At 71.8% G+C, this 20,922-nt stretch carries 15 protein-coding genes and 1 pseudogene; 8 read left to right on the plus strand and 8 right to left on the minus strand.

Going from position 1 to position 20,922, the window contains the following annotated elements; translation table 11 throughout:
• Positions 1–8: 8 nt before the first annotated feature.
• From V5F75_RS03975 to V5F75_RS04000, 6 genes are all read right to left on the minus strand, one after another.
• A complete protein-coding gene (locus V5F75_RS03975) occupies positions 9–1,394 on the minus strand; it encodes an MBOAT family O-acyltransferase (protein ID WP_394033196.1) in 1,386 nt (461 codons plus the stop codon).
• 9 nt (positions 1,395–1,403) lie between these two features.
• A complete protein-coding gene (locus tag V5F75_RS03980; protein WP_394033197.1) occupies positions 1,404–2,081 on the minus strand; it encodes a hypothetical protein in 678 nt (225 codons plus the stop codon).
• A gap of 299 nt (positions 2,082–2,380) precedes the next feature.
• Positions 2,381–3,220, minus strand: coding sequence for a DUF2076 domain-containing protein (locus V5F75_RS03985; RefSeq protein ID WP_394033198.1), 840 nt, complete (start codon positions 3,218–3,220; stop codon positions 2,381–2,383).
• Between the two features lie 105 nt (positions 3,221–3,325).
• Positions 3,326–4,633, minus strand: coding sequence for a flavodoxin-dependent (E)-4-hydroxy-3-methylbut-2-enyl-diphosphate synthase (gene ispG, locus V5F75_RS03990; protein ID WP_394033199.1), 1,308 nt, complete (start codon positions 4,631–4,633; stop codon positions 3,326–3,328).
• A 95-nt stretch (positions 4,634–4,728) separates the two neighbouring features.
• Entirely contained in the window at positions 4,729–5,427 is a 699-nt protein-coding gene (locus tag V5F75_RS03995) for a class I SAM-dependent methyltransferase (protein WP_394033200.1), read from the minus strand.
• An 89-nt stretch (positions 5,428–5,516) separates the two neighbouring features.
• Positions 5,517–6,035: a Fur family transcriptional regulator gene (locus V5F75_RS04000; RefSeq protein ID WP_394033201.1), complete on the minus strand. Its 519-nt coding sequence runs from the start codon at positions 6,033–6,035 to the stop codon at positions 5,517–5,519.
• Positions 6,036–6,271: 236 nt separating this feature from the next.
• Here V5F75_RS04000 and V5F75_RS04005 point away from each other — a divergent pair, with 236 nt between their 5' ends.
• Both V5F75_RS04005 and V5F75_RS04010 read left to right on the plus strand, forming a co-directional pair.
• A complete protein-coding gene (locus V5F75_RS04005; protein WP_394033202.1) occupies positions 6,272–7,054 on the plus strand; it encodes a 3-hydroxybutyrate dehydrogenase in 783 nt (260 codons plus the stop codon).
• A gap of 61 nt (positions 7,055–7,115) precedes the next feature.
• The gene (locus V5F75_RS04010) at positions 7,116–8,162 is read left to right on the plus strand and encodes a patatin-like phospholipase family protein (protein ID WP_394033203.1); all 1,047 of its coding nucleotides are present in this window, start codon (positions 7,116–7,118) and stop codon (positions 8,160–8,162) included.
• Between the two features lie 253 nt (positions 8,163–8,415).
• Here the strand turns inward: V5F75_RS04010 and V5F75_RS04015 are convergent, their stop codons facing one another.
• Complete coding sequence (locus V5F75_RS04015) at positions 8,416–8,946, minus strand: hypothetical protein (RefSeq protein WP_394033204.1); 531 nt, start codon at positions 8,944–8,946, stop codon at positions 8,416–8,418.
• A gap of 96 nt (positions 8,947–9,042) precedes the next feature.
• On the opposite strand from V5F75_RS04015, the gene V5F75_RS04020 reads away from it, so the two are divergent.
• The 3 genes and pseudogenes from V5F75_RS04020 (at position 9,043) to V5F75_RS04030 (ending at position 13,291) form a co-directional block, all read left to right on the plus strand.
• Positions 9,043–9,627: an O-acetyl-ADP-ribose deacetylase gene (locus V5F75_RS04020; protein WP_394033205.1), complete on the plus strand. Its 585-nt coding sequence runs from the start codon at positions 9,043–9,045 to the stop codon at positions 9,625–9,627.
• Positions 9,590–10,303: pseudogene (locus V5F75_RS04025) on the plus strand (RluA family pseudouridine synthase); the annotation flags it as partial. The gene V5F75_RS04020 and the pseudogene V5F75_RS04025, both read left to right, overlap by 38 nt.
• Positions 10,304–10,594: 291 nt before the next feature.
• Positions 10,595–13,291, plus strand: coding sequence for a TIGR02302 family protein (locus tag V5F75_RS04030; protein WP_394033206.1), 2,697 nt, complete (start codon positions 10,595–10,597; stop codon positions 13,289–13,291).
• A 638-nt stretch (positions 13,292–13,929) separates the two neighbouring features.
• On the opposite strand, the gene V5F75_RS04035 is transcribed toward V5F75_RS04030, so the two are convergent.
• On the minus strand, positions 13,930–16,803 hold the full coding sequence (locus tag V5F75_RS04035) for a ligase-associated DNA damage response DEXH box helicase (RefSeq protein ID WP_394033207.1): 2,874 nt from the start codon (positions 16,801–16,803) through the stop codon (positions 13,930–13,932).
• Between the two features lie 126 nt (positions 16,804–16,929).
• Here V5F75_RS04035 and ftsW point away from each other — a divergent pair, with 126 nt between their 5' ends.
• The 3 genes from ftsW (at position 16,930) to murC (ending at position 20,852) form a co-directional block, all read left to right on the plus strand.
• On the plus strand, positions 16,930–18,162 hold the full coding sequence (gene ftsW / locus V5F75_RS04040) for a putative lipid II flippase FtsW (RefSeq protein ID WP_394033208.1): 1,233 nt from the start codon (positions 16,930–16,932) through the stop codon (positions 18,160–18,162).
• A gap of 153 nt (positions 18,163–18,315) precedes the next feature.
• Positions 18,316–19,443, plus strand: a complete 1,128-nt coding sequence (gene murG / locus V5F75_RS04045; RefSeq protein ID WP_394033209.1) for an undecaprenyldiphospho-muramoylpentapeptide beta-N-acetylglucosaminyltransferase — start codon at positions 18,316–18,318, stop codon at positions 19,441–19,443.
• The gene (gene murC / locus V5F75_RS04050; RefSeq protein WP_394033210.1) at positions 19,440–20,852 is read left to right on the plus strand and encodes a UDP-N-acetylmuramate--L-alanine ligase; all 1,413 of its coding nucleotides are present in this window, start codon (positions 19,440–19,442) and stop codon (positions 20,850–20,852) included. The genes murG and murC overlap by 4 nt, the downstream gene beginning before the upstream one ends.
• The last annotated feature ends 70 nt before the right edge of the window (positions 20,853–20,922 follow it).

Genomic DNA, 20,922 nt, shown 5'->3' on the forward strand with positions numbered 1-20,922 from the left:
GTCCCCCGTCAGAACTGGAAATAGAGGAAGGGCACCACCGTCCGCCCCTGCAGCACCAGGACGGCGAACAGGAACAGCGGCAGCGCTGTCCAGGCGCGCAGGGCGTGGCCCGGCTCGGGCGCGGCGGGGTCGATGCGCAGCACCTTCGGCAGGTAGACGAAGCCGATGCCCACCAGGAGCGCCAGGATCTCCACCGGCCGCACCGCCGCCCCCATGGCGGGGGAGAGCGCGGCCCCATTGGCGCCGAGGAGCCCGCCGAAGATGGTGGCCGCCTCGCTCCAGCTCTGGGCGCGGAACAGGGTCCAGCCCGCCATCACGAACAGGAGGGTCAGCACGTGGCCGAGCACCGGGCCGGGGCAGGGCAGGGCGCGGGCCTTCCACACCCGCCCGGCCATCAGCCCGAGGCCGTGCCACAGGCCCCAGGCGAGGAAGGTCCAGCTCGCCCCGTGCCACAGGCCGCCGAGGCCCATGGTGATGACCAGGTTGGCGGAGGTGCGGGAGGTGGAGCCCCGGTTGCCGCCGAGCGGGATGTAGAGATAGTCCCGCAGCCAGCTCGACAGGGAGATGTGCCAGCGCCGCCAGAATTCGGCCAGCGAGGTGGAAAGGTAAGGATTGTCGAAGTTCTCGGGGAACTTCAGCCCCACCATGAGGCCGAGGCCGATGGCCATGGCGCTGTAGCCGCAGAAGTCGAAATAGAGCTGGAGCGTGTAGCCCGCCACCGCCAGGGCCGCATCCGCGGTGGTGGGGTGGGTGAGGGCGTAGCCGGCGTCCACCATGGGGGCGAGGGTGTCGGCGATGAGCACCTTCTGCGCGAAGCCGAGCATGAAGCGCTCGACGCCGAACATGAATTCCTCACGCTGGAAGGTGCGCGCCTTCAGCCGCTCCGCCACCCATTTGTAGCGCACCACCGGGCCCGCCACGAGGTGGCCGAACATGGACTGGTAGGTGGCGTAGTTCACGAACGAGGGCTCGGCCGGCACCGTCCGGCGGTAGACGTCCATGGAATAGGAGATGGCGCCGAACACGAAGAAGCTGAGGCCGATGGGCAGCAGCACGTCTTCCCAGCCCCACACCGAGGCCGTCACCGCCTGCCCGGTCGCCACCAGCATGTTGGCGTACTTGAACCAGACGAGGGAGATGAGAGGCCAGGCGATGCCCGCGAGCAGCGCCCGGCGCCGCGCCGGCCCGTCGGCCCGCGCGATCCACAGGCCGGTCGCCCAGGACCACACCGCGATGGAGACGATGAGCGGCAGGAAGTCCGCCCGCCACCAAGCATAGAACAGCCAGGAGAAGGCGAGGACGGCCAGATTGCGCGCGGCTCCCGGCGTCAGGGCATAGACGATGAGGAAGACCGGCAGGAACAGGAACAGGAAGCTGTCGGAGGCGAAGACCATGGCGCGGGGTCAGTTCGGGCCGCGATAGGGTTCGGTCTCGTCGCGTTGGCCCGTCAGCGTCACGCCGCCGGGGCCGGGCACCAGGAACAGGCTGAAATGATCGCCCGCCTTCAGCGGCGGCAGCTTCAGGCTGTCGCTCGCGGCGTCGCCGCAGCGGGCGGCGAGCGTCGCCTCGATGGGGTTGATGGCCCGCTGGCGGGTTTCCAGCGTGGGCACCGCGTCGAACACGGTCGGCCCGTCCACCACCGCCACCGCGCCGGCGCAGCCGGGCACGAGATTGTAGAAGCGCAGCTGCGCCTTCAGGTCGTTCCGCCCCTCGGTGGAATCGGGGATGAGCACCACGCTGCCGCCGGTGCCGATGACGATGGTGGAGAAGGCATCCGCCGGCGGGGTCACCGGGCCCTTCACCGGCTTGCCGCCGAGGGTGAGGTGGAGCGGCGTGTCGCCCTTCACGATGCGGTAGATGGTGGCCGGCTCGCCCTGCGCCGCGGCGACGCCGGAACCGGCATCGAAGCCGATGAGCGCGCCGGAGCGGGAGAGATCCACCACCCGCACATAGGCCGAGCCCGCCGGGGGCTTCGGCGCATAGAGCCGGGTGAGCTCCTGGGACTGCCCTTGAGCGCCGCCGAGGACCGATGCCGCGAGAAGGGCGGCAAAAGCTGCGGCGAGGCGACCTGATCTCCACATGGCGTGACCTGCGAGGATAGCCGACGGCGGATATGACCGGCCCATGACTGGTAGGGGGCCGGGCCGGTCATGGCAACGGCGGGCGATGGTTCCTTCGCGGTATGATTAAGGCGATACGGCCGCGTTCGCCAGCCGCGAGAGGCCGGCATGCTGCCGCAGCGCCCGGATGGCCACCGCCGACGCATCCGGCACATCCGCGTGGGGCGCGGCCGCCTATGGAAGGAAGGGGAGGTGCCGGCGTCGGGAAGCGCCCGCGCCGGCCGGGGAGGGGGAGGGCCGGGTGTGCCCGGCCCGCCGTGTCAGCTCCAGTCGCTGTCGTCGCCGCCGCCGGCGTCCCAGCCGCCGTCGTCATTGCTGGCGAGCTGCTGGTCGGCGTTCCAGATGTCCTCGGGCGACTGGCCGCCCAGCGCCTGCTGGGCGGCGTTGCCGAGGTCGCCGAAGCCGCCGGCCGCAGCGTCGGCCGCCGGCTTGATGGCTTCGGCCGCCGACTGGGCGATGGCGCCCTCGCCGCCGGACATCATGCCCTTGATGCCGTCGAACAGCAGGGCGCCGCCGGCCACGCCGGCCGCGGTCGCCAGCGCGCTCTGCAGGAAGCCGCCGCCGCCGAAGCCGCCGCGCTGCTGCATCGCCGGCTGCTGGCCCCAAGGGCCGCCGAGCTGGCCGGCGGGCTGGCCGCCGGGCTGCTGGCCCGCGGGATAGCCGGGCTGGGCATAGCCCTGCTGGCCGTAGCCGCCCTGCTGGGGATATCCGGGGTTCTGGCCGTAGCCCTGCTGGGCATAGCCCGCGGGCGCGGCGTCACCCGGCATGCGGGAGCCCGCCGTGGGCACGGAGGAGCGGCCGCCGCCGAAAAGGCCGCCCAGGAAGCCGCCGGAAGCGGGCTGGGCCGCCGGCTGGCTTGCCGCCTGCGCGCGCGCCTCGGCGTCGCGCAACTGGGCTTCCAGCTCCTGCACGCGGGCATAGGCCTGCTGCAGGGCGTGTTCCTGCACCAGCACGCTCTGGGCGAGCGCGTAGGGCGCGTGGGGTGCCTGGGCGACGCGTCGCGCGATAAGCGCTTCCGCCTCCGCATCGCGCGGCGCGTTCTCGAATTCCCGCATGCGGTCGAAAAGGCCGTCGATCAGGGCACGTTCCTCGGGGGTCATCTCCGCCTCCGGTGGTTGGACCGTTGGGGATATGAGCAGCCGACGGCGGCGCGGGTAGGGCGGCCGCGCATGAAATTTTGGTAACCTAACGTAAGGTGAGGGCGCCTACTCCGCGGCGTCCGCCGGGTTCTTCGCCCCGCCGAGGCCGAAGCGCTGCTCCACATAGGCCTCCACCATCTGGCGGAACTCGGCCTGGATGTTGGCGCCGCGCAGGGTCGCCACCTTCCGGCCGTCGATGAAGACGGGGGCGGAGGGGGTTTCCCCGGTGCCGGGCAGGGAGATGCCGATGTCGGCATGCTTCGATTCGCCCGGCCCGTTCACGATGCAGCCCATGACCGCGACATTGAGCGTCTCGACGCCGGGATAGCGCGCCTTCCACACGGGCATCGCCTCGCGGATCATCTCCTGAACGCCCTGCGCCAGCTCCTGGAACACGGTGGAGGTGGTGCGCCCGCAGCCGGGGCAGGCGGCCACCAGCGGCACGAAGGTGCGCAGGCCCATGGTCTGCAGGATCTCCTGCGCCACCTGCACCTCGCGGGTGCGGTCGCCGTTGGGCTCGGGCGTGAGCGAGACGCGGATGGTGTCGCCGATGCCCTGCTGCAGCACCACCCCCATGGCCGCCGTGGAGGCGACGATGCCCTTGGAGCCCATGCCCGCCTCGGTGAGGCCGAGATGCAGGGCATAGTCCGCGCGGCGGGACAGCTCGGAATAGACGGTGATGAGGTCCTGCACCGCCGAGACCTTGGCCGAGAGGATGATGCGGGCGCGGGGCAGGCCGATCTCCTCCGCCAGCGCCGCCGAGAGCAGGGCCGAGCGCACCAGCGCCTCGCGTGTCACGGCGCGGGCCTCCGCCGGGCGGGGCAGGCGGGAGTTCTCGTCCATCAGGCGGGTGAGCAGCTCCTGGTCGAGCGAGCCCCAGTTGGCGCCGATGCGCACCGGCTTGTCGTGGCGGATGGCGGTTTCGACGATGGCGGCGAACTGCCGGTCCTTCTTGTCGCCGAAGCCCACGTTGCCGGGATTGATGCGGTATTTGTCGAGGGCCTCGGCGCACGCCGGATGGTCGGCCAGGAGCTTGTGGCCGATATAATGGAAGTCGCCCACCAGCGGCACGTCGATGCCGCGCGCCAGCAGCTTCTCCCTGATGTGGGGCACGGCGGCGGCCGCCTCGTCGCGGTCCACGGTGATGCGCACCAGCTCCGAGCCGGCGCGGGCCAGCGCCGCCACCTGGGCGACCGTGGCCTCGATGTCGGCGGTGTCGGTGTTGGTCATGGACTGCACGACCACCGGCGCCCCGCCGCCCACCATCACCTTGCCCACCATCACCTTGCCCACCGGCACGCCCACCGTGGCCCGGCGCGGCGCGGGCCCGGCCTCCAGCAGCTCTTCGGGGACGACAGGGGTGAGAGACATCATGCAACCTCAGAAATTCGCGAAGTGGATCAGCCTGTCCGTCACAGGGGCGACGGAGTTCACTCGGTCTGCACCCTGCGCCGGCTCGGATGGCGCCATCACACGTCGGTGCTTCCGTTCCAGGCCGTGATCGCCGTAGCGGCGGGGTAGGCCACCTGGTGGATGGTCACACGGTCGAAGCCCGCGCGCATGGCGAATGTCCACATGTCGGCGCCGAACTCGGTATGGACCAGGAAATCGTCCGCCGTGACGGAGGGATCGCCATGCCAGCTTTTCGGCAGTCCCTCGCGACCGCGCGTGAGGCGGCCCACGATCACGGGAATGGTAAAGCACAACCGACCACCCGGCTTGAGGACGCGACGACATTCCTCCAGCCCGCGGATGGGGTGAGGGACATGCTCAAGGGTATCCGAGTGAACGACCAAGTCGAAGCTGTGCGATGGATAAGGCAGCGCTTCCATGTCCACTTCGGGAAAATTACCCAGAACATAGCCGCTCAATCGGGCAAGCGCCCCGGAGATCGCCGCGGCGCCGTTCAGGTCCAGAATGCGCAGCTGCTGAAGGCGGGAATCCCGCACAAAATCCTGCACATGGGCCGTGGTGGTCAAGGCGTCACGAATGGCATCGCCCAGTGCCACGACCCTCAAGCTCGCGCCGCAACCGGTGCATGCACACCCCTGCTGCTGATTGACGTAAGACACCTCCTCCGCCGACAGGCCCCAGGCGGAGGCCAGCTCCGGCCAAAGCACAGCTTGCGAGGTGAATTCGGAGGCGCCACAGATCGAGCAGCGAAGCATTGCCATTCTCAACGGTGGAATGAGATCCAGGCAGTATGCCTGGATACAGCTGGCACAGCGCACGCACGCTCTCCTAGCATCTCACGATATCAGGGCAAATGACTTTCCTCCCCCTCGCGGCAGCGCGCGCACAGGCCGGCCACCTCCAGCACCCGCTGGCGGGGGGTGAAGCCGGCGGCGCGGGCGGCCCAGGCGAGGTCGCGCCCCACGGCATGGGAGGCCACCTCCCGCGTCAGCCCGCAGCGCTCGCAGATGAGGAACACCACCACCTCGTCCGCCTCGTGGGGGTGGGCGCAGGCGAGGTAGGCGTTGCGGCTCTCGATGCGGTGGGCGAGGCCTTCCGCCACCAGGAAGTCGAGCGCGCGGTAGACCGACATGGGCGGGGCGCCCTCCCCCTCCGCCGCCAGCCGCTCCACGATGTCGTAGGCGCCGAGCGGGGTGTGGCTGGAGGCGAGGGCGCGCATCACGTTGCGGCGCAGCGCCGTGAGCCGCAGGCCGCGGCTGGCGCAGCAGGCCTCCATCCGCGCCACCGCGCCCGAGATGCAGAGGGCATGGTCGTGCTCGGTGGCGGGGTCGGCGGCGGGGCCATGGGCGTGTTCTGTGGTCACGGGAGAAATCTAGTGCATCGGGAGGCGTTTCGCCATCGCCCGCCCCTTAACCATGGCGCACGCCGCCGGGAGCTGGAGGGCCGCCGTGCGCATTGCGCTGCCGGAGCGGGCGGGGCAATCTGCGCCGCGCGTCGGCTCCGCGCCGGGCCGCCGCCGTGACAACAGCGTCACAGCGCCTCGCTACAGGGTGCATCGCGCGAAGCGTCGGATCATCCGCGCCTGATTGGGGAATAGCCATGATCAAAGGGAAGGTCGCCGTCGTTACCGGTTCCACCAGCGGCATCGGGCTCGCTTATGCGCGCGCCTTCGCCAAGGAAGGCGCCAACGTCGTGATCAACGGCCTCGGCGACGCGGCCGCCATCGAGACCGAGCGCGCGAAGATCGAGAGCGAATTCGGCGTGAAGTGCCTCTATTCGCCGGCCAACATGCTGAAGCATGAGGAAATCGAGGGCATGATCAAGCTCGCGGAGACCGAGCTCGGCTCCTGCGACATCCTCGTGAACAACGCCGGCATCCAGCACGTGGCGCCGATCGAGGAGTTCCCGGTCGACAAGTGGAACATGATCATCGCCATCAACCTGTCGGCGGCCTTCTTCGCCATGCGCGCGGCCATTCCCGGCATGAAGGCGCGCAAGTGGGGCCGCATCATCAACACCGCCTCGGCCCATGCCCTGGTGGCCTCGCCCTTCAAGTCGGCCTACGTCTCGGCCAAGCACGGCATCGCCGGCCTGACCAAGACCGCCGCCCTGGAAACGGCGCAGTTCGGCATCACCGTGAACGCCATCTGCCCCGGCTACGTGTGGACCCCCCTGGTGGAGAAGCAGATTCCGGACACCGCCAAGGCCCGCGGCATGACCGAGGAGCAGGTGAAGAAGGACGTGCTGCTCGCCGCCCAGCCCACCAAGGAGTTCGTCACGGTCGAGGAAGTGGCCGCCCTGGCGGTGTTCCTCGCGTCCGACGACGCCCGCTCCATCACCGGCTCCATGCAGCAGATCGACGGCGGCTGGGTCGCGGAGTGAGCCCGGCGCGGCGGGTCTCGCACGGGCCTTCGGGGGCTTCATGCTGAGGAGGCGGTCACGGATGACCCGTCGCGACGGCGAAAGAAAGACCATATCGCTCGCGCTCCAGGGGGGAGGCGCCCACGGCGCCTTCACCTGGGGCGTGCTCGACCGGCTCTTGCAGGACGAGCGCCTTGCCATTGCCGGCATCTCCGGCACCTCGGCCGGCGCCATGAATGCGGTGGTGCTCGCCAACGGCCTCGCCAAGGGCGACCCGGAGGAGGCGCGGCACGGCCTCACCCAGTTCTGGCGCGATGTCTCCCGCGACGGGCGCATGTCGCCGCTGCAGCGCACGGCATTCGACCGGCTCATGGGCAACTGGTCGCTGGCGCACAACCCCACCTACCTGGCGCTGGAGGTGGCCTCGCGCTTCTTCTCGCCCTATGATTTCAACCCGCTGAACATCAATCCCCTGCGCGAGATCATCGAGGCGCACGTGGACTTCGAGGCGCTCCGGTGCTCGCAGGTGAAGGTGTTCATCTCCGCCACCAACGTCCACACCGGCCGCGCCCGCATCTTCGGCCATGAGGAGATGACCGCCGACGCGGTGATGGCCTCGGCCTGCCTGCCCTTCATGTTCCAGGCGGTGGAGATCGAGGGCGTGCCCTATTGGGACGGCGGCTACATGGGCAATCCGCCCCTCTTTCCGCTTTACGAGAAGGCGGACGCGGACGACATCGTGCTGGTGCAGATCAATCCCGTGGCGCGCAAGACCACGCCCCGCACCGCCGGCGAGATCCACAATCGCATCAACGAGATCACCTTCAACGCCTCGCTTCTCGCGCAGCTGCGCGCCATCGACCACGCCTCCAAGCTGATCGACCAGGGTCTCATCAGCCGCTGGACCCTGGGCGGCTCCAGCTTCCGGCGGGTGCGGCTGCACCGCATCGGCGGCGAGGACCAGCTCGCGGCGCTCGACGCCACCTCCAAGCTCAATGCGGAATGGAATTTCCTGCAGCACCTGCGGGACCTCGGCCGGGCCGCCGCCGAGGTGTTCCTCGACACCCATTTCGACGACCTCGGCCGCCGCTCCACCCTGGACCTGCGGCTGGAGCTGGCGGACGACTGAGGCCGCCGGTCCAGGTTTCCGGCTCAGGCTTCGCGCCTCTGCTCCGCGAGTTTGACCGGAGGCTTATCGGAAAGCATGCCGTGACAAGCGCGGGCCCTCGGCATGAGGCGTTGCGCGGGAAACCCGTCGAAGCCTGTTTGAGGAAAGCGGACAATCGCGCCGCCGTCCCGCCCGTGGGCCGATCGCGGCGGAGGATACCGGACGGTTGAGGGTCGCGGAGCGCAGGCGGTGCCGCCTGCGCTCCGCCGGCGGCTCAGGCGCCGCGCGCATCCTTCTTGGCCTGGGCCACGGCCACGAACTTGGTGACGCGGCCGGCTTCGCCCGCCGCCGAGCCGAAGCGGTCGATGCGGCGCTTGGCCTTGTTGGCCATGTCCTCATGGGGGCGGGGCAGGCTGGCGGGGCGGGTGGCGCGCTTGGCGTCGCGCTTCAGCTCGAGGGCGCGATGGGCGTTCTCCATCAGCACGGCGCGGGCGGCTTCCGCCTGCCGGCGGGTGGCCTCGCGGCGGGCGCGGGTGAGCGCGTCGGTCAGCACGGACGCCTTCTGGCGGTTGCCCGAATCAGCCTTCTCGAAGGTCACCTCGCCGCGGCCGCCCTTGCCACGCAGCGACCGGCGCTGGTTGTTGGCGATCGTGAGCGCCCGCTCGCGCCGCTCCCGCAGATGGCCGATGAGCGCATGGAGGTCGGCGTCCGACAGCGCCATGAGCTCGGGATGGCGGGCCTTCGCCACGAACTCCATCTCCGCATCGGTGAGCAGTCGCCGTTCATTTTTCCGCGTGTGCGCCATGATTGGGTGCCTTGAGGTCTGAAAACAGCCTGAATGGCTATTACAAGGAATGTGAAGAGAGTACGACACAGCGCCCTATCGCGAGCATTCCCCGCCATGCCGTCCGCCGCATCCGCCCCCGGCGTTCCGCCGGCCTCCTCCGCCTTCCGCTGGCGCGGCGCGCGCCTGGAAGTGCGCGTGGCCGACATCACGCGGCTCGATCTCGACGCCATCGTGAACGCGGCCAATGCCTCGCTGCTCGGCGGCGGGGGCGTGGACGGCGCCATCCACCGGGCGGCCGGTCCGCGGCTCCTCGCCTTCTGCCGTACCCTCGGCGGCTGCCCCACCGGAGAGGCGCGCATCACCCCGGGCTTCGACCTGCCGGCGCGGCGCGTCATCCACACCGTGGGCCCGGTCTGGCGCGGTGGCGGGGCGGGGGAAGACGCGCTGCTTTCCGCCTGCTATCGCGAGAGCCTCGCCCTGGCGGCGGGGGAGGGCTTGTCCTCGGTCGCCTTTCCCGCCATCTCCACGGGGGTGTACGGCTTTCCGCCGGAGCGGGCGGCGCCGCTGGCGGTGGCGGCGGTGCTCGACCACCTGGCCGGCGCCACCAGCGTCGCCCGCGTGGTGTTCTGCTGTTTTTCCCCTTCCGCCGCCGAGCTGCACCATGACGCCCTCGCCCGAAGCCGCGCCGAACCCCTCTGAGACGGCGCTTCCCATTCTCCACCGGGACGCCATGATGCTCGTCATCGACAAGCCGTTCGGCCTGCCGGTGCATGCCGGCCCCAAGGGGGGCGAGACCCTTTCCGACCACCTCGAGGCCCTGCGCTTCGGCCTGCCGCGGCGGCCGGAGCTGGCCCACCGGCTGGACAAGGACACCTCCGGCTGCCTGGTGCTGGGGCGCCACGCCAAGGCGCTGGCGCTGCTGGGCAAGCTGTTCGCCGAGGGGCGGGTGGACAAGACCTATGTGGCCGTGACCCGTGGCGCGCCGGCGGCCGACGCCGGCCGCATCGACCAGCCGCTCGCCAAGCGCTCGCCCCACCGGGGCTGGTGGATGCAGGCCGTGCCCAAGGGAACCGCCGGCGCCCAGGAGGCGGTGACCGACTATCGGGTGCTCCACCGGGGGGAGGGAATCGCCGTGGTGGCGCTCTCGCCGCTGACCGGGCGCACCCACCAGCTGCGCGCCCACCTCGCGCATATCGGCGCGCCGATCCTGGGGGATGCCATCTATGGCGGCGCCTCGCGCCTGCCGGGCGGGCCGGGGCTGCACCTGCATTCGCGCCGCATCGTGGTGCCGCTGGCGCGCAAGGGGCCGCCGGTGGCCGTGAGCGCCCCGTTGCCGCCGCATATGTGCGAGACGCTGCGCGCCCTCGGCCTCTCTCCGGAGGAGATCGGCCAAGCGGCGGATGCCGCATTCCGATTAAATTCGGCGGACGCCGCATTCAGTTCAAGTGAGGCGGATGCCGCGTTCCAGGCGAATCCGGCGGTCTCGGCGTGCCCGGTTAACCCCGCGGATGCTCTGGCCGGCGCAGACTTGGCGGACGCCGCGTCGCCGGCGGAAGATGGCGTGTCCGCCGTGTGAAGGCCGGCGCTGGTGCGCGTGCGGCGGCGTGGTAAGCTCGCCCGGTTGCGGCCCGTGTCACGGCCTTCGGGCCCAAGCTGAGGAGATGGCGTGAGCCCGGCGAAGCGGCCCCTGGACGGCGCAGAGGAAGACCAAAGGCTCCCGGCCGAGGGCGGCCGCGTGGCGGGTGCGCGGCTGCTGCTCGCGCGCGCCATGGAACGCGCCCGCTTCGTGCTCCTGTGGGAGCGGGCGTGGCCCGGCCTGGCGGCGATGCTGGCCGTGGGCGCGGTGTTCCTCGCCCTTTCGTTCGCCGGGCTGTGGCAGGACCTGCCAACCTTCGGCCGCATGGTCGGCGTCGGCCTGTTCGTGGTCGCCTTCTCGGCGGCGGCCCTGCCGCTGGTGCGCCTGCGGGTTCCCGACGCGGCGGAGGCGCTGGCGCGGCTCGATGCGCGCAGCGCCCTGGCCCACCGCCCGGCCACCACCCTTTCCGACAGTCTCGCCACCCGGCCCGACGACCCCGTGGGCGCGGCCTTGTGGCGCGCCCATCTCGCGCGGGCGGTGAACGCCGCCGGCCGCCTGCGCGCCGGCCTGCCGGCGCCGGGCCTCGCGCGGCGCGATCCCTATGCCTTGCGCGCGCTGGCGCTGCTGGCACTGTGCGCCACCGTCTTCATGGCGCCGGGCGAGCACCTCGCCCGCGTCCGCGCGGCCTTCGACTGGCGCGCCCTGACCCCGCCGGCGCCGTTCCGGCTCGATGCCTGGGTGGACCCGCCCGGCTACACCGGCCGCCCGCCGGTGGTTCTGCCCGGCCTGCGCTGGGACGAGCCCACGTCCCTCAATGCCGTGGCGCTGCAGGTGCCGGCGGGCAGCGTGCTGGTGGTGCGCGGCGCGGGAGTGGACGTGTCCGCCCTGAAGCTGGAAGGCGGCATCGCCCCCGAGGACCGCACGGAAAAGGACGTGACGGGCAAGGACGAGGCCAAGACCTCACCCGCCAAAACCCCTGCCGCCAACACCGCGCCCGCCGACGCCGCCGAGCGGCGGTTCGTCATCCGCGGCACGGCGGATGCGAGCTTCACCGGGCCCGACCAGCGCCGGGTGATGTGGCATTTCAATGTGGTGACCGACGAGGCGCCCGCCATCGCCTTCGCGAAGGAGCCGCAGGCGGGGCCGCGCAACGTGCTCCAGCTCGCCTACCGGGTCGAGGACGACTACGGCGTGAAGGAGGCGGACGCGCTGTTTGCCCCCCTGCCGCCCGAGCCGCCGCTGTTTCCGCGCCCCGGCGCCCAGGCCCGGCGCATGCCGGAGAAGCCGCTGGTGGCGCCGCCGGAGATTAAGCTCGCGCTGCCGCCGGGCGGGCGCTCGGGCGCGGCGCAGACCGCGAAGGACCTCCTGGCCCACCCCTGGGCCGGGGCCAACGTGAAGCTCACCCTGCGCGCCCGCGACGAGGCCGGCAACGAGGGCTTCAGCGACACCCGGAACGTGCGGCTGCCCGAGCGGCCCTTCACCAAGCCGCTCGCCCGCGCCCTCATCGACGAGCGGCGGCTGCTGGCGTTCGACGCGCGCAACCGCCGCCGCCTCGTGAGTGTGCTCACCGCGCTCACCGATTTTCCCGAGCAGTTCGCGCCGCCGGCGGGGGAATACCTCGGCCTGCGCACCGCCTTGATGCGGGCCAAGACCGCCCGCAACGACGACGACCTGCGCGCGCTGGTGGATTATCTCTGGGACATCGCCGTCGAGATCGAGGACGGCACGCTGACCGAGGCCGAGCGCGCGCTCAAGGCCGCCCAGGAGGCCCTGCGCGCGGCCCTGGAGCGGGGCGCGGGCGACGAGGAGATCCAGCGCCTCACCCAGGATCTGCGCGCCGCCATGGACAAGATGATGCGCCAGCTCGCCCAGCAGGCGCAGCGCGACGGCGGCACCGATTCCCGGCCGCTGGACCCCAACACCCGCATCGTGCGGCCGCAGGACATCCAGCGCATGCTGGAGCAGATCGAGAACCTCGCCCGTTCCGGCAATCGCGAGGCGGCCCAGCAGCTCCTGAACGAGCTTCAGGCCATGATGGAGAACATGCGCCCCGGCAACCGCCAGGCCGGCCGGCAGGACGGCCAGCAGCAGAACGAGCTGGGGGGCATGATCCAGGAGCAGCAGCGCCTGCGCGACCGCACCTATCGCCAGGGCCGCGAGCAGGGCGAGCAGCAGGGCCAGCAAGGCCGGCAGGGTGGCCAGCAGAAGGGGCAGCAGGGCCAGAATGACTTCGACGGGCTGAAGCAGGGCCAGCAGGAGCTGCGCCAGCGCCTGGGCAAGATGCTCGACGCCTTGCGCCAGTACCAGCAGGGCCGCCAGAACCAGCAGGGGCAGCAGGGCCAGGGCGGCGAGGCCGGCGAGGAAAGCGGGAACGCGCAGGCGGAAGCCCTCGACCGCGCCGGCGAGGCGCTGGGCCGGGCCGAGCAGGCCATGCGCGAGGCGGAGGAGGCTTTGGGGCGCGGCGAGGGCCAGCCCTCGCTCGACGCCCAGGGCCGCGCGCTCCAGTCCCTGCGCCAGGGCGCCCAGGCGCTTGCGGAAGGCCAGCGCGGCAACCAGGGCCAGCCCGGCGCCGGCGGCCCCGGCGAGGAGAGCGCCCAGCGCACCGACCCCCTCGGCCGCCCCCTGCGCAGCCAGGACTATGGCGACGACTTCACCGTGAAGGTGCCCGACGAAGTGGACGCCCAGCGCGCCCGCCGGGTGCTGGAGGAGCTGCGCCGCCGCCTGGAGCAGCCTGAGCGCCCGCAGATCGAGCTCGACTATCTGGAGCGCCTGCTGAACGGGCTGTGACGGGCCGCGCCGCCGGGAGGTGTCGGCGCCGCCCGGTGCCCGCACCGCCAATGTGCCGCCGGGACCGAGGGGGGCGGCGGACGTCGCGGCGTCCGGCGCCGCTTATGGCGCGGAGGCCCTCGTCCCACCGTGTCCGGGACCGCGGGCCCGATGACGCGCCCGGAGCATTTCCAGGCTTAGCGGATTTCGATCCTTCTGAAGAAAATGTGTTATTTCAATAACATATAGAATTCTTGCGGCCGATGCGCGCGGGAATCACGCGAGGCGCGTGGTGGCGTCATGGCCGTGGTCCGGGCGGCGCGTCTTGGCGTCGTGGTGGCTTTGCGCTTTCCGCGCCGAATGAAGCCTCCGCCGGAGCATGTCTCCTTTTTCCATGAAACGGGGACATGCTCCGGATTCTTGAGCTGGCGCGTTTTCTTCACGCGAACCGGTTTTCGCCTCGCTCGAAAAGGTCCTCGCCCGATGTCGGCGGCGCCCTGGCTGGGGCGGGATGGCTGGCGCACGGCCGTGAGCGTCCGGAGCATTCCTGTCGCGCGCGGTGGCCTCGTCGAATCGCTGGCGGCCATCGCCTGGGATGTCCGGCCTCCGTGCGAGAAGTGTCCCCCCCGCCGGCCGTCCCATCGCCATGCGCACCGGCCTCAGTCCATGGCGGCGCGCACCAGTTCCTCCTCCGCCTCCGCCAGGAGGGCCTCCTCCGCGTCGCCGCCCACGCCTTCGCGGCCGATCTCCAGCAGCACCGGCACCGAGAGGGGCGACACCCGCGCGAGCGGCTGGTGGACGATGCGCCCGCGGATGCGCGCCAGCATGTCGGCGAGGCGCTTCACGTCCAGCAGGCCGGTGGCGGCATCGGCGCGCGCGGCGCGCAGGAGGATATGGTCGCCCTGGTGGCGGCGCAGCACGTCATAGACGAGATCGGTGGACATGGTGACCTGCCGCGCGCTCTTCTCCTTGCTCGGAAAGCGGCGCTCGATGAGCCCGGCGATGACCGCGCAATAGCGGAAGGTGCGCTTCATCAGGCTGCTCTCGTCCAGCCATGCCTCCAGGTCGTCGCCCAGCATGTCCTCGTCGAACAACGCGGCGAGGGAGAGCCGCCCCTGGCGGATGGCGAGGCCGATGTCGCCCACCGCATAGATGCCCAGCGCATAGTCGTTGGCGGTGAAGCCCAGCGGCTTCAGCCCCGCCCGCTCCAGGCGGCGGGTCAGCAGCATGCCCAGCGTCTGGTGCGCGAGCCGGCCCTCGAACGGGTAGGTGACGAGGTAGTGCCGCGCGGCGCGCTCGAAGGTCTCCACCAGCAGGTCGTCGCGGCCGGGCAGGCGAGAGCGCGCGCGCTGCAGCTCCAGCCATTCGGCCACCTGGGGCGGCAGGCTCGCCCAGCGCTCCGGCGTCGAGAGAATCGCCCGCACCCCGGCGGCGAGGAAGGTGGAGAGGGGGAACTTGCCGCCCGCATAGGCCGGCACCTTCGGCGCGGCGGCGCTGGCGCGGGAGACATAGGCCTCGTCCTCCACCATGGCCTCGAAGCGCAGGACCTCGCCCGCGAACACGAAGGTGTCGCCCGCCACCAGGCTCTCGATGAAATATTCCTCCACCTCGCCCAGCACCCGCCCGCCCCACCGCACGCGGCCGGCGACGCCGGTCTTCGCCGCCCCGCGCGCCGAGACGAGGCGCACCTTGATCATGGGGCTTTCCACGATGGTGCCGATGTTGAGCCGGTAGGCCTGGGCCACCATGGGGTTCGCCACCCGCCACAGGCCGTCCCTGGTGCGGCGGATCTTGGCGAAGCGCTCATAGGCCCTGAGCGCGTAACCGCCGGTGGCGACGAAATCGAGCGCGGCATCGAAATCCGCGCGCGACAGGGCGCGGTAGGGCGCGGCGGTCGCCACTTCCGCGAACAAGGCGTCGGCGTCGAACGGGGCGGCGCAGGCCATGCCGAGGATGTGCTGGGCCAGCACGTCCAGGGCGCCCGTGCGCTCGGGCGGGGTGTCCTGGGCGCCGGCGCGCACCGCCTCCAGCGCGGCGCGGCATTCCAGCACCTCGAACCGGTTCGCCGGCACCAGCACCGCGCGGGAAGGCTCGTCGAGCCGGTGGTTGGCGCGGCCGATGCGCTGCATGAGCCGCGAGGACCCCTTGGGCGCGCCCACGTTGATGACGAGGTCCACATTCCCCCAGTCGATGCCGAGGTCGAGGGACGAGGTGGCCACCACCGCCTTCAGCCGCCCTTCCGCCATGGCCGCCTCCACCCGGCGGCGCTGGTCCACGGCCAGCGAGCCGTGGTGGAGGGCGATGGGCAGGTTGTCGTCATTGATGCGCCAGAGCTCCTGGAACAGGAACTCCGCCTGCCGGCGCGTGTTCACGAACGCGAGGCTGAGGCCGCTGGCGCGGATGGCGGCGTAGATGTCCGGCACGGCGTGGAGCGCCATGTGGCTCGCCCAGGGCATGGGGGCGGCGGTGTCGAGCATGGCGATGTCCGGCGCCGCGCCGCCCTGTGCCACCACGAGGTCGGCAAGAGGGGGCCCATCCGGCGCGTTCGGGTCCTGGGGCACGAGATAGCGGCGCAGGTCGTCGGGCGCGGCCACGGTGGCGGAAAGGCCCACGCACTGCAGGCCGGGCGCGAGCGCCCGCAGCCGCGCCAGCGCCAGGGCCAGAAGGTCTCCGCGCTTGGAGGTGACGAGGGCGTGCAGCTCGTCCAGCACCACCCGCCGCAGGCCGGAGAACAGGGTCTCGGCATCCTTCGAGGCCAGCAGCAGGGAGATCTGCTCGGGCGTGGTGAGCAGGATGTCCGGCGGGTCGCGCCGCTGGCGCTGGCGGCGGCTCGCGGGGGTGTCGCCGGTGCGGGTCTCCACGCGGATGGGAAGGCCCATCTCGGCCACGGGAGCTTCCAGGTTGCGGGCGATGTCCACCGCCAGCGCCTTCAGCGGGGAGATGTAGAGCGTGTGCAGGGGCGAGACGCGCGGCTCCGCCGCCCAGCGGGCGAAGGGCGAGAGCGCGTCTTCCTCGCCGCCGGAGCGGGGGCCTGTGGTGGATATGTCCCGCGCGCCGCGTGCCGCGTCCGCCTCCTGCGCCGCCGGCGGGGTGGCGGCCCCGGCCTCGGCCGTGCCGTCCCGTGGCGCCGCGCGTTTCCGGCGGGCGCGGACTCCTGCGGCCGGGCCGGGCGGCGCGGCGGGGTCGGGCGGCGCGGAGGCCTGGGGATGCTCCGGCGGCACGCAGATGGCTGTCGCGCCCTCGGCCGGTTCCGACGACGTCCGGAAGGCCTTCGCCCGCGCGGCGCGGGCGGGCCGCCCCTCGGCCAGCTCCACCAGGGTGGGCAGGAAGCCGGCCAGCGTCTTGCCGGCGCCGGTGGGGGCGATGAGCAGCACCGAGCGGCCCGCCCGCGCGGCGGCGAGCAGGTCGAGCTGGTGGGCGCGCGGGGCCCAGCCGCGCGCGGTGAACCAGCGCCGGAAGGCTTCGGGCAGGGCATCGGCGCCGGCGTGGGGCGCCCGGACGGTTCTGGTGCGGCGGGCCACGCCCGGCAGCATAGGCGCCCGCGTCCGGATTCGCGACGGGGCCGTGATCGAGGCCGGGCCCGCGATCGGGCATTAAGGGGCCGTCAACCGTCCCGGTCGCATGGTGCGGGAAATGTCCCGTGCCGGAGTAGCCGTCCCATGATGTCGCGTGCCGATCGCACCGTCCTGAGCGAATGGTGGTGGACGGTGGACCGGGGCCTGCTCGCGGGCCTGTTCGCCCTCATGGTGGTGGGCATCGTGCTGTGCCTCGCCGCCAGCCCGGCGGTGGCGGCGCGCCTCAACATCGCGGACCCCTTCCACTTCGTGAACCGGCAGGTGCTGTTCCTCATCCCCGCCGCGGTGGTGATGATCCTCACCTCGTTCATGACCCCCCGCGCCATCCGCCGGGTGTGCATGGTGGTGTTCGCCGTCTTCTTCGTGCTGCTGCTCGCGACCCTGGTCCTGGGCCCGGAGGTGAAGGGCGCGCGGCGCTGGCTCACCATCGCCGGCATCACCGTGCAGCCGTCGGAATTCATCAAGCCGGCCTTCGTCATCATCGCCGCCTGGCTGTTCTCCGAGAGCGCCAAGCGGCCGGAGATGCCGGCCCAGCTCCTGGCCATCGGCCTTTTGGCCAGCGTGCTCGGGCCGCTGGTGAAGCAGCCGGACTTCGGCCAGAGCCTGCTCATCTCCCTGGTGTGGTCGGCGCTGTTCTTCCTCGCCGGCCTGCGCTGGATCTGGATGATCGGCCTCGTCGGCGTGGGCGCGGGCGGCGGCGCCATCGCCTACATGACCGTGTCCCACGTCCAGAAGCGCATCAACCGCTTCCTGAACCCGGAATCGGGCGACACCTACCAGATCGACGCGGCGCTCAACTCCTTCCGCAACGGCGGCTGGTTCGGCCAGGGGCCCGGCGAGGGCACCATGAAGCGCCTCCTGCCCGACGGGCACACCGATTTCGTGTTCGCCGTGGCGGCGGAGGAGTTCGGCATCATCCTGTGCCTCATCATCCTGGCGCTGTTCGCCTTCATCATCCTGCGCGCGCTCACCCGCGCCATGAACGAGACCGACCCCTTCGCCCGCTTCGCCATCACCGGCCTCGCGCTGCTGTTCGGCCTGCAGGCGGCCATCAACATGGCGGTGAACGTGCACATCGCCCCCGCCAAGGGCATGACGCTGCCCTTCATCTCCTACGGCGGCTCCTCGCTGATCTCGCTGGCGTTCGGCATGGGCATGCTCATCGCCCTGTCGCGCAAGCGGCCGGGGGCGGCGGCGCTCGCCGCCCTGTCCGAGCCGAAGACGGTGAACGGCCCGCAGGTGGCGGTGCCCAAGATGGCGCCGGCGAGCGCCTTCGCCGACGATGCCGCGCCCGGCGCCGCCGCCCATCCGGCCTGACGCCGGCGCGGGGCGGCCGCCTTATTGACGTCCAAGAATGGGCGTTGGGAGGCGATCATGCCTTCGGCCCGGTCCCTGACCGGCGCCCGCGGGCCTTGGCATAGGGTCCCCTCAGGGGGACGCGCGCTCCACGACGCGCAACATGAGGGGACCGTGACAGAGCTCGTTCTTCTCGCCGCCGGGGGCACCGGCGGACATCTCTTTCCCGCCGAGGCCCTGGCCGCCGTGCTCACCGCGCGCGGCCTTCAGGTGGACCTCGCCACCGACGAGCGCGCCGCGCGCTATGCCGGCCACTTCCCCGCGCGCGAGCTGCATGTGCTGCCGGCCGACACCGTGCGCGGGCGCTCCCCGGTGGCGCTGGCGCGCACCGGGCTCGCTCTCGCCTCCGGCCTCATGCGCGGGCTCGCCCTGGTGCGACGCCTGAAGCCGGCGGTGGTGGTGGGCTTCGGCGGCTACCCCACCGTTCCTCCCCTGCTCGCGGCCTCCCTGCTCGGCGTGCCCACCGTGATCCACGAGGCCAACGGCGTGATGGGGCGGGCGAACCGGCTGCTGGCGCGCCGCGCCTCCGCCATCGCCACCGGCTTTCCGGGCCTCGCGAAGGACGACCCCGCCCTTGCCGCCAAGGCGGTGTGGACCGGCAATCCGCTGCGGCCGGCGGCCCTCGCCGCCGCCGCCGTGCCCTATGATCCGCCGCTGCCGGGCGGGGCGCTGCGGGTGCTGGTGTTCGGCGGCAGCCAGGGCGCGCGGGTGATGTCGGAAGTGGTGCCGCAGGCGCTGGCGGCGCTGCCGGCGCAGGTGCGCGGGCGCATCGTCCTCACCCAGCAGGCGCGGGAGGAGGACCTCCCCCAGGTCGCCGCCGCCTATGACGCCCTCGGCCTGAATGCCGAGCTTGCCCCTTTCTTCGACGACCTGCCGGCGCGCATGGCCCGCGCCCATCTCGTCATCTCCCGTTCCGGCGCCGGGACGGTGGCGGAGCTGGCGGCCATCGGCCGCCCCGCCATCCTGGTGCCGCTGCCCCACGCCCTGGACCAGGACCAGGCCGCCAACGCCCGCGCCCTGGCCGACATCGGCGGCGCGCTGGCGCTGCGGCAGGTGGAGTTCGACGCCGCCCGCCTCGCCGCCGAGCTGGCGCGCCTCGCGGATGCGCCGGAAACGTTGACGCGCATGGCTGAACGCGCCAGAAGCGCCGGCGTGCTCGACGCCGCGGAACGCCTGGGCGATCTGGTGCAACATCTGGCCGGCGGGGGCGCGGCCGCAACCTTCCAAGGACAATCTTCATGAAGCTGCCGGAGCGCCTCGGCCCCATCCATTTCGTCGGCATCGGCGGCATCGGCATGAGCGGCATCGCCGAGGTCCTGAACAATCTCGGCTATACGGTGCAGGGCTCGGATGCGGCCGAGAACGCGAACGTGAAGCGCCTGCGCGAGCTGGGCGTGACGGTCAGCGTGGGCCAGGATGCGGCCAATATCGACGGCGCCGCGGTGGTGGTGGTCTCCTCCGCCATCAAGCGCGACAATCCCGAGCTCGCCGCCGCCCGCGCCCGCCGCCTGCCGGTGGTGCGCCGCGCCGAGATGCTGGCCGAGCTGATGCGCCTGAAGAGCTGCGTCTCCATCGCCGGCACCCACGGCAAGACCACCACCACCTCGCTGGTGGCCACCCTGCTCGACGCCGGCGGCTTCGACCCCACCGTCATCAACGGCGGCATCATCAACGCCTACGGCACCAACGCCCGCCTCGGCGACGGCAACTGGATGGTGGTGGAGGCCGACGAGAGCGACGGCACCTTCCTGAAGCTGCCCACCGAGGTCGCCATCGTCACCAACGTGGACCCCGAGCACCTCGACCACTTCAAGACCTTCGACAAGGTGCAGGACGCCTTCGAGAGCTTCGTGGAGAACCTGCCCTTCTACGGCTTCGCGGTGATGTGCATCGACCATCCCGTGGTGCAGGCGCTGGTGGGCCGCATCGAGGACCGGCGCGTCATCACCTATGGCGAGAACCCGCAGGCGGACGTGCGGCTGGTGGACGTGGACCTGAAGGGCGGCATCACCAAGTTCGGCGTCGTGTTCCGTGACCGCTCGGGCGCCGTGACCCACGAGATCAGCGGCCTGCGGCTGCCCATGCCGGGCAAGCACAACGCCCTCAACGCCACCGCCGCCATCGCGGTCGCCCGCGAGCTCGGCGTGAGCGACGAGAAGATCGTGGAGGCCATCGGCGGCTTCGGGGGCGTCAAGCGGCGGTTCACCCGCACCGGGGAATGGAACGGCGCCGCCATCTTCGACGACTACGGCCACCATCCCGTGGAGATCGCCGCCGTGCTGCGCGCCGCGCGCGGGGCGAGCGAGGGGCAGGTGATCGCGGTGGTGCAGCCGCACCGCTACACGCGCCTGCAATCCCTGTTCGACGAGTTCTGCACCTGCTTCAACGATGCCGATCACGTCATCGTGGCGCCGGTCTATGCCGCCGGCGAGGCGCCCATCGCGGGGGTGGACCGCGACCATCTGGTGGAAGGGCTCGTCGCCCATGGCCATCGCAGCGTCACCGCCCTCGAGGGGCCGGAGGCGCTGGCCGGCATCGTCGCCGGCATCGCCCGGCCGGGCGACTATGTGGTGTGCCTCGGCGCCGGCTCCATCAGCGGCTGGGCCTATGCCCTGCCCGGCGAGCTGAATGCGCTGAAGCCCGCCGCCTGAGGCCGCTTTCCGCGTTCGCCCTCCCGCGCCCGTCCCCCGGCGGGCGCCTTTCTCCCGCCGGGCGGCCCCG

Origin of the sequence: Xanthobacter albus (assembly GCF_043194895.2) — a bacterium.
Taxonomy (GTDB): domain Bacteria; phylum Pseudomonadota; class Alphaproteobacteria; order Rhizobiales; family Xanthobacteraceae; genus Xanthobacter.

What these genes read in the sequence shown, in the direction of transcription:
- V5F75_RS03975 (WP_394033196.1), bottom strand. Translation starts at nt 1,394, where the DNA reads ATGGTCTTCGCCTCCGACAGCTTCCTGTTCCTGTTCCTGCCGGTCTTC.
- V5F75_RS03980 (WP_394033197.1), bottom strand. Translation starts at nt 2,081, where the DNA reads ATGTGGAGATCAGGTCGCCTCGCCGCAGCTTTTGCCGCCCTTCTCGCG.
- V5F75_RS03985 (WP_394033198.1), bottom strand. Translation starts at nt 3,220, where the DNA reads ATGACCCCCGAGGAACGTGCCCTGATCGACGGCCTTTTCGACCGCATG.
- ispG (WP_394033199.1), bottom strand. Translation starts at nt 4,633, where the DNA reads ATGATGTCTCTCACCCCTGTCGTCCCCGAAGAGCTGCTGGAGGCCGGG.
- V5F75_RS03995 (WP_394033200.1), bottom strand. Translation starts at nt 5,427, where the DNA reads ATGCTTCGCTGCTCGATCTGTGGCGCCTCCGAATTCACCTCGCAAGCT.
- V5F75_RS04005 (WP_394033202.1), top strand. Translation starts at nt 6,272, where the DNA reads ATGATCAAAGGGAAGGTCGCCGTCGTTACCGGTTCCACCAGCGGCATC.
- V5F75_RS04010 (WP_394033203.1), top strand. Translation starts at nt 7,116, where the DNA reads ATGACCCGTCGCGACGGCGAAAGAAAGACCATATCGCTCGCGCTCCAG.
- V5F75_RS04015 (WP_394033204.1), bottom strand. Translation starts at nt 8,946, where the DNA reads ATGGCGCACACGCGGAAAAATGAACGGCGACTGCTCACCGATGCGGAG.
- V5F75_RS04020 (WP_394033205.1), top strand. Translation starts at nt 9,043, where the DNA reads ATGCCGTCCGCCGCATCCGCCCCCGGCGTTCCGCCGGCCTCCTCCGCC.
- V5F75_RS04035 (WP_394033207.1), bottom strand. Translation starts at nt 16,803, where the DNA reads ATGCTGCCGGGCGTGGCCCGCCGCACCAGAACCGTCCGGGCGCCCCAC.
- ftsW (WP_394033208.1), top strand. Translation starts at nt 16,930, where the DNA reads ATGATGTCGCGTGCCGATCGCACCGTCCTGAGCGAATGGTGGTGGACG.
- murC (WP_394033210.1), top strand. Translation starts at nt 19,440, where the DNA reads ATGAAGCTGCCGGAGCGCCTCGGCCCCATCCATTTCGTCGGCATCGGC.